Raw genomic sequence first — 17,378 nt, forward strand, 5'->3', positions numbered from 1 at the left:
TAGAAGGCATCGCTCGAACGCCTTCACGTCTTCGGGCCGATCGTCCCGATAGCGCTCGAAGTGAAGTACGTGCGTCCGCCGGGCAAGTTGCGCGGACAGCGAGACGAGTTGATACAGGTCGTACGAGCCGACCAGGACCATCTGGGTGCCGCACTGGTTTGCCAACGACTTCAGGGTGTCGAGTTGAATCTCCAGTCTGTGTTGGCCACGCGTTTGGCGAATGATGTGCGCAGCTTCGTCGACGACGAGGAACTTGACTTGCCGCTCGCGCAAACCTCGTTCGACGGCTGTCCGGAGGGCAGCCAGACTATTGCCGTTGACGCCGCGTGGCCGTACTGCCTTTCCGGTCTGCGCGTCCACACCATAGAGCACCTTGGGAGCCTCAAGATTGTCGCCGAGCTGGGTGAGAATTCGCTGATAAAAGAGCCGCCAGGAGAAGTCGTTCTCACCCGATGACGGAGCTTCGACATACACAGCAGGAATTATTCCGCCGTTTGCTTCCATTTGAGAGAGACCTTGCTCGAGGGTGGCTTCGACCATGTGCCTCGACAATGTCGTTTTGCCAGCACCCGTCGGACCACAAACAAGAAGAATGCTGTCCTGGCTGTTCGGATAAATCAGTGTATCGAGGTCTCCCATTACTTCGATGACGCGAGTGTGCTTGATGCGTTTGTCGGAGAGCGCTTTCACGGGGTCATCTGCCGACGGCAGCACGGGTTTGATATTTTGTGACATAAGGTTGCTTAGAAATCCTCGAAGTCGATAAGGTTGTCGTCGCTGTCTATCGTCTCGTGTGACGGTGTGGACGGCTGGCGGATAGGTTGCTCAGGTTGAGTCAGCACTGCGGTTCTATCTGGTCTTTTCGCCGCACGCGGCGCTTCAGCCACAAGTGAGAAAGGCCGTGGTGCGACGACAGGTTCAACGCTTGCGACGCCAAGGTCGTTGTACAAAAGCCGGTTTTCGGCTTGACGGTCGAATTCAGTTGCGAGAGCTCCCTCGGGGGTGAAAACCTGAATGAATTCGCGAAGCCGCTTTGTATCGCGCTCGTTGTCCGAGACCGATCCATGACGGCGGTTGTATTCCTCCGTTAGTGCCCGCTTCTCTACCTCGGTTAGCAAGCCAAGGCCATGCAAGTTGCGGCACACAGCACGAACCCAGGTGTCTTTCACGCGTACATACACTGAAGACGCGTCCCAAGGGTCATATCGGACTGGTACGCTCTCGCCGTGAACTACGGCGGAATTGAACGCTTCATTCCAATAGAATCGTTGGTCGACCTTCACTCCACGCTGACGGTGGATCTGCCGTGTACCAGTCCGGTCCACAGGCGGGCACGTTGCAATGAGAAAGTCACGATTGAATTGAAGATGTGTCTGATGACGTTTGCCGTTTTCTCGCATGCCGCGCACGAAAGCCTCACGCGGTGATTCTTGGAGCGCTGGATGAATGTTTTCGTCGTAGAACTCCCACGCCCAGTGCTGAATACCGTGGTACAAGGCTCCGATGGTCCACTCTGCGAGCTTTTGGGGCAGGTGAGAACCCGTGACTGTACGCACGTTTTTCGTCGCTTTCGTGTTGCCCGCAAGGTTGTGGATGTACTCGGTGTTTAATCGACCGAACATACGTTCGAGCACGGCTCCATGTCGCGGTTGCCCAGCCGGCCGGAAGCGCAGGTGCGTACCCATCGCGCGAAGAAACGATTCAAACGCCACCGACATGAAATCGCGTCCGTTGTCGACAACGATGAACTCAGGAAGACGATTGAACCGCCGTACCATGTCGCGAATAGTCATCATCACCGACGTATAAGACGGTGCATCGAAGGTCAGGTAAAACGCCACAACGCGTCGCGACCAGGCATCGACCGCGAGCGACAACCAAGGGCGGCCAAGCGGCTTTCCAGTCCGGCTGGAGATGACCTCAATGTCGAGTTGCGTGTGGTCGATGTGCACGTACTGGAACGGTCGGCTACCATGGGCAGGCGTGTCGTGGTGCAGGACATCGATGAAGGTGCTTGCCTGGTAAGCGATTCGTTTCCCGTGTCGCGTGCGGAGGTCTTCGTTTGTTTCTCGCGCTTTAATCCGCGCGATCAGCGTGGGATACGAAGGCGGTATCTCTCCCGCTTCGGAGAACGCGACCTGCATCATGCGGTGGCAGGTCTTGTAGTTGATGGCTTTACTATTGAGCCATTGTTCATCGATGACGTTGTCCATCAATTCGACCTGTCGCGTACTCAGGCGTGGTGTGCGATTGCCTCTGGAGCCGGTATGGGGCACCAATGCGAGGACGTCGTTGTCTCCATTGGCGAGGGCGATTTCTTGACGCGCTTTCCAGCGTCGAAGTGTGCGGCCGGACACGATTGCCCGGTCCGCATCTGTCTCGAGTAGTGCCTGCCTTCGAAGCGCAGCTTCGAAATCTTCACTCGAGTAACGGCTCAGGTCCTGGCCGGATTGGTGGTTTGGTTGAGGACACGTCACCTGACCCTTATCGTGAGCGTTCTCGAGCCATGTCCGGGTCAACGTGATGGTCGTGCCATCTTGCCGGTTGCAGACGATGGATTCGCCGGCCACCATCGCGATGGTGAGCTCATTACCTTCGAAGACGAACTTCGCGCCGTCCGCGATGTTGAGCGCGAATCGGTCAATGCCTGGCAGGCTGCCGGAGCGCGTATCCGCGAGCATAAAATCTCGCAGGGCCTCATCGCGGTAAAGACGAAAGCTTCGCTTCTCTGCGAGAGATTGACGGTCCAGGTCGGTTGCGACGCGGTTCCCCGCGATCGCCTGATTCAGCGAATCAGCATCGAATTCGTAAGGCGCGGCCAGCAACTCCATAAAGGTCAGCGCCCCACGCTCTTGCAGAGCTTCGTGAAGGCGAGCGAGTACGTCGTCCGGGCACGGTTCCGCGAGATGTAGGTAATCGGCAAGGTATAGGAGGTTGCTCACCCGCCGACGCGGAATCGATTCATCGCTGAAAACCCGGTATCGGATGCCGATGTCTGCGAGTTGCTTTTCGATTTGCGGGGCAAACCACTCGCCGACGCTGCTCTTCGAATAGCGATACGGATACTTCTCAGCCAGCCGTGCAAGCTTTGCTTCGGATTTCCACTCTTCCAGCGTAAAGCCGTCCTCGCGAATGACGAGAAATTCGGGTACCTGAAGAAGCTTCCGAACTTCCCCAGTAGAATCATCAATCAGTTCGAGCCGAAGCTCGCAAGGCCGTGCGTAATACTCAAGGACATCATCGGCATGCTCCCGGGTGACTGCCGCAGCAAACTCGATGTGATTATTACCCGTACGAACTTCTCGTCCCATTTTCTGGCTTGCCAGAACGGTGACGACGCTACCTCCTTGCGCCATTGCTGGTCTCACGGGCGCCTGAGTGCGGGCGTCAAGAATAAGTTGCCGGCCTCGGTCCGGAGTGCCGAGCTTGTCGAAGAGATTTGCGAGTTGGAGTGTGTCGAGCATCTAGGTTCAAAAACGTTGTCGCATATAGACGTGTAGGAATATCTGCGACCCATGTTTCGCACTTCGGTCACATACGACCGAAAATGGACTCTGATAGACCGCGAGCAAGGTCTTTGGGTTGGAGGGGGGCTATCAGGGGAGGGCAGAGACGTTGGCGAGGCTGTCTATGAGCCTTGGGAACGGGGTCCGCAGAAGCTGATCGTCGAAACAGCGACGTAGGGAAACGTGGCCTGAAAATACGTGTGCTGGTGCCAGAGGAGGTGCGAGATGGTGATTCGCCGGATGCGATCAACCATAACGCATGATTGTCGATGGCGCTGCTTTGCGCGAGCGTGGCGGCTGCGGGTAAGTAGTCGACAATCCGCGCACCAATTCCAACTCCCCATCCTCGAGCGCGAGCATCGCATCTTCGCGTTCGGGCGATGGCACACAACGTATAGAGGACGGGGAGTGCAAGATCGGTCTTGTTCTGAAAACGAACGCAGCCAAACAATTGCTGCGATGGCGCGCTTATTTGACTCGACAGCGTCGTGTTGCCAGCGTCAGTGGGCCTGCACGAGAAGAATGCTGTCCTGGCTGCACGAATAAATCAGGGATCGGGGTCCCCCTCACTTCGATGACGCTGGAGTGTTTGGTGCGCTATGCTGGGGGCGCCCCGATAGGGATAACTGACGACAGCGGATTCGTGTTGGCGTGTGACGTTCAGTTGCTCAAAAATCATCGAAACCGGGAAGGTCGTCTCCTGGCGATGATTCTTGCGGCGGCTCCGACGAAGATGGAATCTCAGGATCTAGTTCTGCAGATATTTCGGTAGTGCGTTGCGGCTCATCGACAAGGCCCATCCGGCGTGGAGTGGCGACCGGCTCGACACTTGCGAAGTGAAGGCCGTCATACAGAGCCCTGTTTTCTCGCTGACGCTCGAATTCAGTTGCGAGAGCACCTTTCGGCGTGAAGACCTGGATGAATTCACGTAGTCGCGTTGGATCGCGTTCGTTGTCGGCGGCCGCGCCATGACGGTGGTTGTATTCCGCAGTCAAGGCGCACTTCTCGACCTCCGTCAACAAGCCGAGCCCGTGCAGGCTTCGGCAAATCGCACGTACCCATGTGTCTTTTACACGAACGTAGACTGACGACGCATCCCAGGGATCCTGGCGGACAGGCAGGTTCTGGCCAGCGACCAGAGACGACTGGAACTCGACGTTCCAGTAGAAACGATGATCTACCTTCACGCCACGCTGGCGGTGGATCAATCGCGTGCCTGTGCGGTCGACCGGCGGGCACGTTGCAATCAGAAAGTCCCGGTTGAATTGAATATGCGTCCGCGGACGGCTGCCGTTCTCGCGTAGACCACGCATGAAGGCCTCGCGCGGTGACTCGTCTAGAGCTGGATGGAGGTTCTCGTCGTAGTACTGGCAAGCCCAGTGCTGGATGCCGTAGTAGAGCGCTTCGAGCGTCCACTCTGCAAGTTTTTGGGGCAGATGCGAGCCTGTGACCATGCGCACGTTCTTTGTCGCCTTTGTGTTTCCGGCAAGGTTGTGGATGTACTCGGTGTTCAGGCGGCCAAACATGCGTTCAAGCACGGCGCCATGTCTTGGTTGCCCCTTCGGTCGAAAGCGCAGATGCGTACCCATCGCCCGCAGAAAGGATGCAAATGCGTCCGACATGAAATCGCGGCCGTTATCGACCACGATGAATTCAGGCAGACGATTGAATCTCCGTACGATATCGCGGACAGTCATCATCACCGATGTGTAGGAAGGTGCATCGAAGGTGAGGTAAAACCCCACGACCCGTCGCGACCAGGCGTCGACCGCGAGTGTCAGCCAAGGGCGGCCCAATGGCTTTCCAGTGCGGCTGCAGACGACTTCAATGTCAAGTTGAGTATGGTCGATATGCACGTACTGAAACGGCCGATTACCATGTGCGGGCGTGTCGTAGTAAAGAACATCGACAAAGATGTCGGCCTGGTAAGCGAGTCGCTTCCCGTGGCGAGTGCGGACGTCCCTGTTCGTCACGCGCGCTTTGATTCGTGCGATTAGCGTCGGATACGAAGGTGCTTTCTCGCCGGCCTCGTTGAACACCACCAGCATGATTCGGTAACATGCCTTGAAGTTGATGGCTTTGCTATCAATCCAGTTTGTTTCGATGACGCTGTCCATCAATTCAACTTGACGCATACTCAGACGTGGTGTGCGATTGCCCTTTCCCTTATGCGGCACCAATGCGAGGACTTCGTTGTCGCCATTCGCGAGTGCGATGAGCTGACGTGCTTTCCAGCGTCTCAGTGTGCGATCAGACACAGCTTCCTGAGTCGCTTGTGCTTGGAGTAGCGCCTGTCTCTGAAGCGCTGTTAGGAAGTCTTCCTCCGAATAGCCACTCAGGTTCTGGATGGACTGGCGGTCCCACTGAAGGGATGTGACCTGGCCTCCATCGTGGGCGTCCTCTAGCCATGTCCGGGTCAACGTGATGGTCGAGCCGTCCCGCTTGTTGCAGACGACGGATTCTCCTGCCAGCATGACTATCGTGAGCTCGTTGCCCTGGAAGATGAACTTCGCGCCTTCGACGACATCGAGGGCGAAGCGGTCAACGCCCGGCAAACTGCCGAAGCGTGTGTCTGCCAGCATGAAATCCCGCAACGCCTCATCTCGATAAAGGCGAAAGTGCCGCTTCTCTGCGAGAGATTCTCGGTCGAGGTTGGTTACCACGTAATTGCCAGCGATCGCCTGGTTCAACGAGTCGGCGTCGAACGAGAAAGGAGTGGCCATTAGCTCCATGAAGGTCAAGGAGCCATGCTCTCGCAGCGCCTCGTGAAGGCGGGCGAGTACATCGTCCGGGCATGGTTCCGGGAGACTCAGGTAATCGGCAAGGTAGAGCAGGTTGCTCACGCGTCGGCGAGGAATCGACTCATCACTAAATACACGGTAACGGATGCCGATGTCCCCGAGCTGCTTCTCGATTTGTGGGGCGTACCATAAGCCATCACTACCCTTTGAATAGCGGTAAGGATACTTCTCAGCCAGGCGCGCGAGTTTCGCCTCGGACTTCCACTCTTCCAGTGTGAAACCGTCATCACGAAGGGTGAGGAAATCCGGGATATGACGAACCTTGTGAACTTCGCCGGTTGAGTCATCAACAAGTTCGAGCCTTAGTTCGCAAGGCTGCGGGTAGTACTCAAGAACGTCGTCTGCGTGTTCCCGAGTGACTGCGGCAGCGAATTCGATATGGCTGCTCTCGGTGCGAATCTCGCGCCCCATCTTCTGGCTCGCCAGGACGGTGATGACATTTCCGCCCTGTGACTTTACTGGGCGAACTGGTGCCTCGGCGCGCGCGTCCAGGACGAGCTGTCGACCAGCAGGCGGGGTGCCTAGCCGGTCGAAGAGATTGGCGAGTTGAGACTTGTCCAACATTTCGGCGTCAAGAAGAATCGCGCGTGTAGACGTCAGCGAGCGCTGGTGCCCCATGATCGCCAGTTCGGCCGTATAGGAGCGAACTCCGTCTAAAATGGCATCCGAGGGCATGCCGTAATGTTTGCAAACTGGAGAGAATGGAATGAGCTTGACGCCGCTGGCGGCGCAAGGTGCGTATGGGCAATGGGAGGACCAGGCCAGAGACCTGATCGTGACGGCGATGGCCCAGCGGGGCCTGAGCTACAAGGATCTGGCTCGACGACTCGCGACGATGGGGATAGAAGAGTCGGCAGACCAGATCAACCGCAAGATCAACCGGAAGCGATTCTCGGCGGCATTCCTGCTCATCTGCCTTGCGGCGATGGACGTTGAATCCGTCCCCGTTTCTCGCTGCCCGACACAAGCTGCATAGACCCTGACCTGCAGGGATTCGGTTTTGATCGCACTGTGCCGGTCGCATGATCTTCGCCCCTCATCGTACCCTCTCATAAATAGCGGGGCCTTCGGGGTTCCGATCTCCTCCGGGGAGATCCCTGGCTCGATAGCGATCAAGTTGGCGGTTAGCCAAACACAAATTAGTAAATTTGAGCGACCTTTTCAAGGTCAGCGTGATGGTTACTTAAACTGGTTGCTGGTTAGGTGGGGAAATTTCGTGGTAACAGGTATTGCAACAACGAAATTGCATCAATGCACATTCTGTGAAACTTGAACTAGGTAAAGGAGTTTTCAGGATGTGCAGATTTTCATTGGGGTATATCGTTAATATTGCTTTGACGCATTGCGCATTCTGGTGATATACATTAATAGTCACATGTCAGCCGAGCACGAGCCGCCTGACCTCAGTGCCGCCTCTTCCGATTGAAGAGGTCCGGCGGTGACCCCCAGCGTGGACGGGTGTGACCGGTGGCGCGTCGGGTGGAAATCGGACTACCACGGGGGTAGGGTTGAGAAAGTCCGTGCGGTGGCGAAGACAGAGCCGCAACCTGAACGTCTGTCGGAGCCATTCAAGCAAGAGGATGGTGGAAGGGGCGCCCGCGCTAGCTGGCAGGGGCTCCGGTATTTCCTTCTATGCTTACGTAAGCATATCCAAGTAACCCTCAAAAAAACATATGCTCGATCTTTAAAGGCGAATGCTTGCGTGAACATATGCTTTGTCCTATTTGCACGTTTCTGAATTTGATGGCCGCTGCGCGGCTGGCAGCCAGGAACGTGATTGTCAGGCTCGACGCCTTTTGATTTGCTCTAGAAATCCTGGGCGAAAATGAGTGTTGGTGGTGCGGGATGATTATAAAAATAATGGCTTATTTTAAACGAGTTGGCTATTCTCTTCGCAAAACGGCTGCCGTGGGTGTGCGAGAGTCCTTTAGCGGATAGCTTATTCTTTAATTCACGGTCACCTTTGAGTTAACGGCACGGTTTCCGTTACGGGTCTCACACTGGCGGCGAAGCCGCGGTACTCGTGTCCGAAAGCTGGTGCTGCGTGGTCGGCGGATCGGACCAGCAGCACGAGATCGCAGCCGACGGTTGCACGCTGATCGACGAGGGATTCTTGCGATGCGAAGAAGCATTGGGCGGCAGCGCGTTCGAACTCAGGCTGCTACCTGATGCCTGACTGCTTACGCGATTGCGGACAGTGTTGCCTCGGCCGACGGTACGCGGTTGTCCGATGACGCTGCCGCGCCGGCCAGCCGCCGATAGCGTGCAAGTGCCCACAGCGGGAAGTACGCGGTATAGCCGTGATACTTCAGGTAGAAGATGCGCGGAAAGCCCGGCGCATTGTGCGAGCGGTGCCACCAGAAGCCGTCTTCCTGCTGCACCGACTGCAGATACGCGATGCCGCGCTTCACCGAATCGGATTCGCAGTCGCCGAACGCCATCTGCGCGAGCAGCGCCCACGCGGTGAAGTTCGACGTGCTCTCGCCGCCATTGGTGCCGGCCAGCTTCGGGTCGATGTAGCTGTCGTTCGTCTCGCCCCAGCCGCCGTCCGCATGCTGTCGTGCGCGCAGCCATTCGATCGCGCGTGCGATATACGGCTGCGACTTGTCCTCGCCGGCGAGCGCGAGGCCGGCCAGCACGCTCCACGTGCCGTAGATGTAGTTAGTACCCCATCTCCCCCACCAACTGCCGTCCGGTTGCTGCGTGCGCTTCACGTACTCGATGCAGCGCGCGAGCGATGCACGTTCGTCCGCGCGTTTCGTCACGCCGAAGCACAGCAGCACGCGGCCCGACACGTCCTCGGTTGGCGGATCGAGCAGTGCGCCGTGATCGGCGAACGGGATCGCGTTCAGGTACATGCGGTCGCAGTCGGCGTCGAATGCCGCAAAGCCGCCGTTGTGCGATTGCAGCCCGCGCATCCAGTCGAGCGCGCGCGCGACGCGGCGTGCATACGGGTTCGTGCCGTCCGCGTGGCGATGCGTGCGGCCGCGGTGATCGAGCATCGCGGTGACGACCGCCGTGTCGTCGATGTCGGGGTAGTACGGGTTCGCGTACTGAAACGCCCATCCGCCCGGCTGGACATCGACCGGCGCGTTCTCGATCCAGTCGCCGCGCAGGTCGTTCACCTGGCGTTCGGCCAGCCAGTCGTATGCGCGTGCGATGCGTTCGTCGAGTGCGCGCCGTGCGTCGCCCGGCTCGCCGTCATCCGCCACCGCCACGCCGCGCGCCTGCTCGAGCGCCATCGTGCTCCACGCGGTATCCCACACCGGCGACAGGCAGGGCTGGCAATACATGCTGCCGTCCGGCCGCGTGACCAGCAGTTTCTCCAGCGCGTTTTCGCAATCGCGCCGCAGCGGATGATCGTCCGGGTAGCCGAGCACTTCCATCATCTGGTAGCTGTACACGATCGGCGGGAAGATCCCGCCGAGCCCGTCCTCGCCGTTCATGCGCTCCGCGCACCACGCCTCGGCATGGCGGATCGCACGCTGGCGCAGGCCCTTCGGCATCAGCGGTTCGACATGGCGCACCGTGCGGTCGAGCGCGAGGAACAGCTTGCGCATGCCGCGGGCCGGCGGGAAGTACTGGCGTTCCTCGTCCGGCGGCGTGACGAACAGCTCGCGGATCGAGATGTTGCGCGGATTGCGCGCCCGCGCTTTCAGCGAGCACAGCACGAGCAGCGGCACCATCGTCGTGCGCGCCCAATACGCGACCTTGTACATCGAGATCGGTACCCACTTCGGGAACAGCACGAATTCGATCGGCATGAACGGCGCCGCGCGCCACGGCACCTGGCCGAACGTCGCGAGCAGGATGCGCGTGAACACGTTCGCGCGGGCCGCGCCGCCGAGCTTCAGGATCGCGTCGCGCGCGCGGATCATGTGCGGCGCGTGTTCGCTGTCGCCGGCCGCCTTTAGCGCGAAGTACGCCTTCACGCTGCACGACACGTCCGGATCGCCGTCGACGTACAGCGCCCAGCCGCCATGCGTGTCGAGCCGCTGGTTCGCGCGCAGGTAGCGCGCCATCTTCTCCTGGCGGAGGTCGTCGATCTTGTCCATGAAATGCATCATCAGGATGTATTCCGCGGTGATCGTCGCGTCGGATTCGAGTTCGAAACACCAGCTGCCGTCGGGCTGCTGAAGACGCACGAGGGCGTCGCGTCCACGGGCGATGGCGGTGTCGAGCGCGGACCAGGAGGAGGGGGAAGGTTTGTTCATGTGGCAGATAATACCATCCGGCTGGAATGTTTATATCGAGACGCCCGGGTGCTACCATCTGCACTATGAAAAAACGCCTCGACCTCGCGCAGTGCGACGTGTCCACACCTCCTGAATCGGCCAAGGCCGCCGGCGAGCGGGCGCCTGAAGTTGTGTCTCCGCCGCAGGCTGCAGCCGGCGTGCGACGGAAGAAAGCGCCGGATCAGGTGCGTGCACAGTTGCTGGCGGCCGCGTCGGACATCGCGACCCAGCATGGCGTACCGGCGCTGACGCTCGACGCGGTGGCCGAGCGCGCCGGCGTGACCAAGGGCGCGCTGCAGTATCACTTCGCGAACAAGCAGGGGTTGCTGGATGCGCTGTTCAGGCAGGCGACGGAGCGTTTCGCCACGCAGATGGCCGCGCGCGTCGACGCCGATCCTCACGGCTACGGCGCGGCGGCGCGTGCATATGTGCATACGGTGCTCGATGCCGTGCATCCGGCCGCGAGCACCGACGTATTGCGCGTGCTGGTCGCGTCGATGATTACCGACCAGGACACGCGCGAACGATGGTCGGTGCCGATGCGGGAATGGGCGCGGCCCGATCCCGTGCCGCTCGAGCATGCTGCGACGCTGATGATCTGCCGGCTCGCTGCCGACGGGCTGTGGATTTCGGAATTGCTGGACAGCGTCGAGGTGTCGGCCGAACTGCGCGCGGAGATCGTGCGGCAACTCGATCGCATGAGTGCTGGTGAACGGCCAGCGCGTACCGGCGGCGCGACGCGCGGCCGGGGCGGCTGATCGCCGGCGTCAGTCGCCGAACAACGCGACGAGATCGGCGAGGCGTCTGACTCCCGCCTTCGAAAAAATCGACTCGATCTGGCTGCGCACCGCGCTGATGCACACGCCGCTGTATTTGAGCGTGCTCGACGGGTGTCAGGTCGCTCGCGAGTCCGGTCGCGACGGCTATTTTCGCACGCTTGAGCGTGAACGGACGCTGGTCTGCATTCGATCGCTCGACGCGATGACACTGACCCGTTGAATGGGAGAATTTCGTGGTAACTCGTATTGAGACTATGAAATATTATCAATGTATGTTTCGATAAAATTGCGCTAAATAAAGATGATTTTTGATGCGGTCGTATTTAAATCGATCCGCGCTATCAACATTGCATTGACGTATTAAGAATTTTGGTGATACACATAAATAGTCACGCGTCGGCCGAGCACGAGCCGCTCGACGTTAGGACCGCCTCTTCCTGCTTGAAGAGCTTCGGTGGTGACCGCTGGCGCGGACGAGGTGGAACCGGTGGCGTGCCAGAGAAATCCGGATACCACGGGGGAAGGTTGAGAAAATCCGGCGCGGTGGCGAAGATAGAGCCGCGACCTGCATGTCTGTCGGAACCACTCATGAAGAGAATGGTGGAAGGGGGCTGCGCTAGCGGCTGGGAGCCCCGGTATTCCCTTCTATGCTTACGTAAGCGTCTTCAATAACCCTCAAGAAACATATGCTCACTAAGCATATGCTCGATCTTCAAGAGCATATGCTTATGTAAGCATCGGTTTTGTCATCTTTGCGTGCATCAGGATTGGATAGCCGCTGCGCGGCGGGCAGCCAGGAGGGCGATTGTCGGGCTCGGCGACATTGCGGCTCGCTGTCGGAGTGCGTAGCGATCTATAGGGGGGGGCTGCACGTTGGCTAAGCGCCTATCCTTCACGATCTGTCACGGGCATCTGTTTCCCTTTGGAACTACGCAATATCGTAGTGACCGCTTTGTGGCCAGCAACTAGGATCTCGTTCGCTGACGACAATCGAGCCATAGCTCATCATTGGTGGGTGGTTTGTCTGCTTCGCCGCGCTGATTTCTCCCTCGGCACCTGGATCATGTCAGTTCGATGAACCAGTGTGGCGACAGCTCCGCGGTGATACATCAACATATCCGCGATCACGAAAGCATGGAACCCGTGCCGTCGCTTAAGAACGACATCTATAAAACACGTACTGGAATGGAATCGTCAATTCGCCAAGATTTATAAAAAAATTCCCTAATATACAGATAGTCGATTGACGAAGAATGCGTAGTGCCAGTTGAGAAATGTGCTGCATTGCGTTATAATGCGCACATAGCTTTCCATCTTCTGTTCTCGCTTGTTGACTAGCGGGCGGGTACAGGGGTTCCGGGGACGAGAGTTTCCCGGTGCTGAAGCAGTGGCCGCAATGGCTCTGTTTCCTTTGATCTGCGTGCCGAAGTGGCTTGGATAGTCACGTCTGCGCAAACCTGGAGCAACTTTGCTCCAGGAGATCCTCTGCCCGGTGTGGCGGAGTAGCACCGGGGTTACGGCATCCACGCCGTAGCAACGCTCTCAATCGGAATCATAGGAATAGTAGTAATGGAAGCTGTTTTCTCCCTCAATGCCGATTCGCTCATTGCTGTCGGTTCCCTCTCCAAGCTCAAGAAATTCCAGGCATCTAAACTCGCAAAGGGTTTGTCCGCAGACTTCCCCATGCTGTGCTGCCCAATCGCAGCGGAGGATGCTCATTTCATTTCGTCGGGTGCTACTAGGTGCGGCATGGGGTTCGGGACCATTCTCGCATTCGGCTCGCCGCTGATGACTATGCGGCTTCAACTCAATGGCACGCAAATCTACTGGCTGGCTGACCTGACGGACCCGGAGGTCTGGGCAGCTTACGACAAGTGGAAGCGCGCTGGGAGGGTGCCTATTTCACTCGATTTCGACGAAGGCAGCCAGCAGGAGTGCATATTCTGCGTGCCGGAAATATCGAGGCAGCGCTCGGACCTGGAGCCGCTCCGGGTTCATGCCGGAAAGCCGCTAACCGATTACGTCTGGAAGACTATGGTGACACTGGCAGCCAGCGGGCTGTTGCAGCGTCAGGCGGCAAGCGACCTGTCAGATGTCAGGCTGGAGCGTGTGCTCGTCAATCTCCTGGTGACCAAGCGGCTGGAGCCTTTCGTGAAAGGGCGGTTGAATGACACGAAGCCACAAATCACCGTGCCATCGTTCGGATTGCCGCGTGAAATCTGACATGCCGGCTGCATGAGATGACGATGCGTAGCGCAAATGGAGCTGCGCATCGGCCCCTTGCCAATCAACTTGTTGCGCTGATTTTCAGAAGCGCGCCTCGAACTTTTGAACGCCTTGCGATCGACGCGATTGGCCCGTACGGCGGCGCAAGCGCGCAGCAGTCGATGCTGTGAGCTACCTCACGCCGTCTTCGCTGGGCCGCCATGCCCACGATTTCGACCTATACGGAGATGCAGGTTTGGCAGATGCGAGTCAGTGCATCAGCTGATCTGCACGTGAAATGTCCGCACACTTTTCGAAAGACGTTCGGCACCCAACTTTTAAGCAGTGGAGAATTTGATGAAAGGTAATAACGCGTTCGCTTCCGGTAAATCTGCCGTCGCTCTCGGCCGACTCGAGACACTTCATTCGCTGGGCCGCCGCCCAGACATGGCAGCCGGCTTTCCAGAGGACATGCCCTTCCTGACATTTCCGTTGACGGCAAGTGAAGCACGATGTCTGCCCCAGGACGTCCGAAAGGCCAATTTCGGCCTCGGCCATATGGAACTCGCAGACCGGATGCTGATGACGATGCGGCTTCAACTCGAGGGCACTCAGCTCTACTGGATTGCGGAGATGACGGACCCCGAGTTGTGGGCGGCTATTGACATGTGGCGGAAGTATGGGCGCGTGCCATTCGCGCTGAAGGTCAAGAATGGTGGTGGCTGGAGTGTCGTATTCGGTGGAATGGATTTCAGTAACAAGCCGCTCACGGACGAGAAATATCGTGCCGGTCCGCAACGGGTCGCAAGTACCTACGATTGGCACGAGATGGCGGGCCTGGTTACTGGTTTCATCCAGACGCATGCCACTACGGACATTCCCGGGGTCCCGTTGGAGCATGTCTTCGCAAGTGCACTGCTGACAGAGCAGTACGAAGAGGTGGCCAGGGAAGAGCCGCTGGTGAAGAAACTAGTGACCGTGCGGGCTGGTCAGTGGAGCTACATTCTCGGCTAAGTGGCCATATTAGAATCGTACTCGGAGATGCGCGACCACCTTGGTTGCGCATCTTTTTTGCCCAATGTATCTGGGATCGCATACTCAAGCAGCAATTCGTATTATTGTCTGGTGGCTCATTCAAAACATGTTGTTCGAATGTTTATTCTCGATTAATGATCGTCGTGAGAAAATTCTCATTGTTAAAATTTCCTCATTTTATATATTGTTTTGATTGGCGCTTTTTGATTGTGGTTTTGTGTTAAGTGGCGGCGGGGGTGAGGGTGGCGTGTTCGGAATAGGCAATTTTCCGCGATTTATCTCGATTTCGTCTTTCACGTCATTTAAGAGGGCAAAGACATTGCTGATCCTGCCGAGGATATTATTTGGAAGGCGACGATGAAGCTCCCGAAGATTAACGCACTTCCCTTCTGCTAGTATCTCAAAATAGACGCCTTCGATTGCTCTGCGCGCAATATTGCGATGCTGTTCGGCGCGCTCTCGACACAGTTGCTTCCATCGCTCTCCTATTGCGCGGGTGTCTTCGTTGGCAATTCGGTAAAGCCGACGAGAGTCGGTTTTAAGTTGCCTGGAGACTTCAAGAACGCTTACAGGTTCTGGTAATTCTTTCGTTGCTTTCAAATATGATTGAATGAATTTGTTTCTATATGCTACTTGTGATGCGCGATTCTTGCGGAGAAGTAATGATAAAGTAAAAATACGATTTTCAATACATGCCAATGACCAATCGGAGAGGTCGCCAGTCAAAAGCTTGGGGAGGTCCAGGCCCGTGTGAAATGCGATTCGTAAGAGCGTAGGTAGGGGAGGGATAACTTCTTTCTGTGCCCAATAATGTACAGTCGACTTGCTAGATCCAATACGTCGAGCGAATGACGTGTAATTCCCGCCATCGAGGTGCACAATCAGATTGCGAATGCAGTCGAGAAGAACTTCACGAGACGGTATGATATTCAATGTTGCTTGCCACGCCAGCATGTCGCCGACTTGACTTGCTATCCACGTTTCCTCCGGTGTTGCTGGGCGCTGATCGGTGGTGCTTCCAAGGAATGCGCCACATTTTGTGCACCAACCTGGGACAACGTAAGCTGATCGATGGCGGGTGCCCGTATGGCCGCAATCAGGACAGGCTTGGATCAGTTTCGTCCGGTGACGAGCGCACGCAACTACTACACCGATGTCCCACGCCAATCTTGTATAGGGGGGCTTGCCTCTCGCGTGGTCATCGGCGAAGCATGTTGGACACCATCGGGGCGATGTTGAAACCAAGCTTGGCTTCGCGATGACCTCGCTCCATGGCAGCAGAGTTAAGGTATTCCGACACTCGATAGCTGTCATTTCGGAGATGGCACGAGACCACTTTTCAGCTGAGTCGCCGATGCCACTTAGGCTAACGGATATCGAGTTCCATTTGGGGTTGAGATTCCAGCCCTCGATGCAAGCAATTTTGCGAGCAAGGTCACCCGTTGTGATGCAGTGGGATAGGGCCAAGCGACAAAAGTAGCTGATCAGGCTCTCCACTTCACACGTTCCAACTCCGAGCGGGGTGACAGGATTCAAAACGGAGCGCGCGGTTACCGGTGGGTTGTTCATTCGCACCCCTCTGGCCGTGTCGTCGCGATTCGCGGAGCCTTTGGGAAAACTCGAGTGAAACTGGGTTCGATTGCCGACTCACCATCTAGAATTTCCTCGAGAATTCGTGTTCGTTGGGCCTCGGTGAGTAGTGCTCGCTTCAAAGCATCGACTGACCATGTACCACCGGACAGTTTTGCGGAGCGGGTCAGCACGCGACTCAGGGTGCCGATGCATCCGAGGGTATTGTAGAAGAGGGCCTCCGCATGTCGGGAAAGTTTGCCTTCCCAAAAGCCGGGCAGCATCTTTTCGTAGGAGGCGATGCAGCTTTCGAATGCGCGAACGTCTTCGGGATGGTCGTCGTGGTAGCGTTCGAAATGAAGGACATGTGTGCGGCGTGCAATCTGCCCGGACAAGGAGACCAACTGATACAGATCGTACGCGCCGACGAGCACTATCTGGGTTCCGCACTCGTTGGCGAGCGACTTCAGGGTGTCGAGTTGGATCTCGAGTCGGCGACTCCCCGATGACTGCCGGATGATATGCGCAGCCTCGTCGATGACGACGAACTGTACTTGCCGCTCGCTCAACCCTCTCTCGACGGCCATCCGCAGGGCGGCGAGTGTGTTCCTGCTGGTCCCGTGAGGGCGTGTCATGCGCCCAGTACCTGGATCGATTCCATATGCCACTTTCGGAATCTCGAGGTTGTCTCCGAGTTGCGCCAGAATTTTTTCGTAAAAGAGGCGCCAGGAAAAAATGCTTTCGCCGCTCGACGGCGCCTCGATGTATAACGATGGAATCATGCCGCGATCCGATTCCATTAGTGGGTTGGCTCGTTTGAGCGCGGTATTGACCATGTGTTTCGCCAGCGTTGTCTTGCCTGCCCCGGACGGGCCACACACGAGTAGGATACTGTCCTGGCTTTCCGGATAGATCAGGGAATCCAGCTCACCCATAATCTCGCTGACTCGGGTGTGCCGGATGCGCTTACCTGAGATCGCTCCGACGACATCGTTTAAGGACGAGGCCGCAATCTCGTTTCGAGTCCGCATGACGTCACCTCAATAGACTGCGCAGAACTGGTTGTTTAGGCATTCCGCTTGCGACGAGCGTAGCGGTCCGGTGCTGGCTAGCCTGGTGGCGAAGGATGCCGCTTGTCCGGCGGCGCGTGAGGCTGACTAACTTGTGTACCGATTTTTGTATGCGAAGCCATGCCGCTTTGAATAGCCATCTGACATGTCGCTCAAGATTGTTGATTTCCATCGAATC

At 57.4% G+C, this 17,378-nt stretch carries 13 protein-coding genes and 1 pseudogene; 6 read left to right on the top strand and 8 right to left on the bottom strand.

Annotation, left to right across the window (positions count from 1 at the left end):
- The 3 genes from JYJ84_RS12075 to JYJ84_RS12085 all read right to left on the bottom strand — a co-directional run.
- Positions 1 to 735 (bottom strand): AAA family ATPase (locus JYJ84_RS12075; protein ID WP_205183894.1); only part of this gene is annotated, 735 nt, incomplete at its 3' end.
- Positions 736 to 743: 8 nt separating this feature from the next.
- Complete coding sequence (locus JYJ84_RS12080) at positions 744 to 3,464, bottom strand: Mu transposase C-terminal domain-containing protein (RefSeq protein WP_175223656.1); 2,721 nt, start codon at positions 3,462 to 3,464, stop codon at positions 744 to 746.
- Positions 3,465 to 4,174: 710 nt separating this feature from the next.
- The gene (locus JYJ84_RS12085) at positions 4,175 to 6,982 is read right to left on the bottom strand and encodes a DDE-type integrase/transposase/recombinase (RefSeq protein ID WP_236027724.1); all 2,808 of its coding nucleotides are present in this window, start codon (positions 6,980 to 6,982) and stop codon (positions 4,175 to 4,177) included.
- Between the two features lie 31 nt (positions 6,983 to 7,013).
- On the opposite strand from JYJ84_RS12085, the gene JYJ84_RS12090 reads away from it, so the two are divergent.
- A complete protein-coding gene (locus tag JYJ84_RS12090; protein WP_175223657.1) occupies positions 7,014 to 7,283 on the top strand; it encodes a DUF6471 domain-containing protein in 270 nt (89 codons plus the stop codon).
- Positions 7,284 to 8,330: 1,047 nt separating this feature from the next.
- Positions 8,331 to 8,483: a hypothetical protein gene (locus JYJ84_RS12095; protein ID WP_175223658.1), complete on the top strand. Its 153-nt coding sequence runs from the start codon at positions 8,331 to 8,333 to the stop codon at positions 8,481 to 8,483.
- Positions 8,484 to 8,487: 4 nt separating this feature from the next.
- On the opposite strand, the gene shc is transcribed toward JYJ84_RS12095, so the two are convergent.
- The gene (gene shc / locus JYJ84_RS12100) at positions 8,488 to 10,533 is read right to left on the bottom strand and encodes a squalene--hopene cyclase (RefSeq protein ID WP_175223666.1); all 2,046 of its coding nucleotides are present in this window, start codon (positions 10,531 to 10,533) and stop codon (positions 8,488 to 8,490) included.
- A 53-nt stretch (positions 10,534 to 10,586) separates the two neighbouring features.
- Between shc and JYJ84_RS12105 the strand changes: the two genes are divergently transcribed.
- The 4 genes from JYJ84_RS12105 to JYJ84_RS12120 all read left to right on the top strand — a co-directional run bounded on the left by JYJ84_RS12105 (position 10,587) and on the right by JYJ84_RS12120 (position 14,540).
- A complete protein-coding gene (locus JYJ84_RS12105; RefSeq protein ID WP_175223659.1) occupies positions 10,587 to 11,300 on the top strand; it encodes a TetR/AcrR family transcriptional regulator in 714 nt (237 codons plus the stop codon).
- On the top strand, positions 11,251 to 11,541 hold the full coding sequence (locus JYJ84_RS12110; protein WP_175223660.1) for a hypothetical protein: 291 nt from the start codon (positions 11,251 to 11,253) through the stop codon (positions 11,539 to 11,541). Before JYJ84_RS12105 ends, JYJ84_RS12110 begins: the two co-directional genes overlap by 50 nt.
- A gap of 1,349 nt (positions 11,542 to 12,890) precedes the next feature.
- Positions 12,891 to 13,544: a hypothetical protein gene (locus JYJ84_RS12115; protein ID WP_175223661.1), complete on the top strand. Its 654-nt coding sequence runs from the start codon at positions 12,891 to 12,893 to the stop codon at positions 13,542 to 13,544.
- 339 nt (positions 13,545 to 13,883) lie between these two features.
- A complete protein-coding gene (locus JYJ84_RS12120) occupies positions 13,884 to 14,540 on the top strand; it encodes a hypothetical protein (RefSeq protein WP_175223662.1) in 657 nt (218 codons plus the stop codon).
- Between the two features lie 198 nt (positions 14,541 to 14,738).
- Here JYJ84_RS12120 and JYJ84_RS37750 read toward each other — a convergent pair whose 3' ends face one another.
- The 4 genes and pseudogenes from JYJ84_RS37750 to JYJ84_RS12135 form a co-directional block, all read right to left on the bottom strand.
- Positions 14,739 to 15,515: a hypothetical protein gene (locus JYJ84_RS37750; protein ID WP_236027725.1), complete on the bottom strand. Its 777-nt coding sequence runs from the start codon at positions 15,513 to 15,515 to the stop codon at positions 14,739 to 14,741.
- 171 nt (positions 15,516 to 15,686) lie between these two features.
- Positions 15,687 to 16,130 (bottom strand): annotated as a pseudogene (locus JYJ84_RS37755) (TniQ family protein); the annotation flags it as partial.
- Positions 16,127 to 17,161, bottom strand: a complete 1,035-nt coding sequence (locus JYJ84_RS12130) for an AAA family ATPase (protein WP_175223664.1) — start codon at positions 17,159 to 17,161, stop codon at positions 16,127 to 16,129. The pseudogene JYJ84_RS37755 and the gene JYJ84_RS12130, both read right to left, overlap by 4 nt.
- 4 nt (positions 17,162 to 17,165) lie before the next feature.
- The coding region (locus tag JYJ84_RS12135; protein ID WP_205189199.1) for a hypothetical protein at positions 17,166 to 17,378 on the bottom strand (213 nt) is incomplete at its 5' end.

This window comes from Burkholderia sp. LMG 13014 (assembly GCF_905232215.1).
GTDB lineage: Bacteria > Pseudomonadota > Gammaproteobacteria > Burkholderiales > Burkholderiaceae > Burkholderia.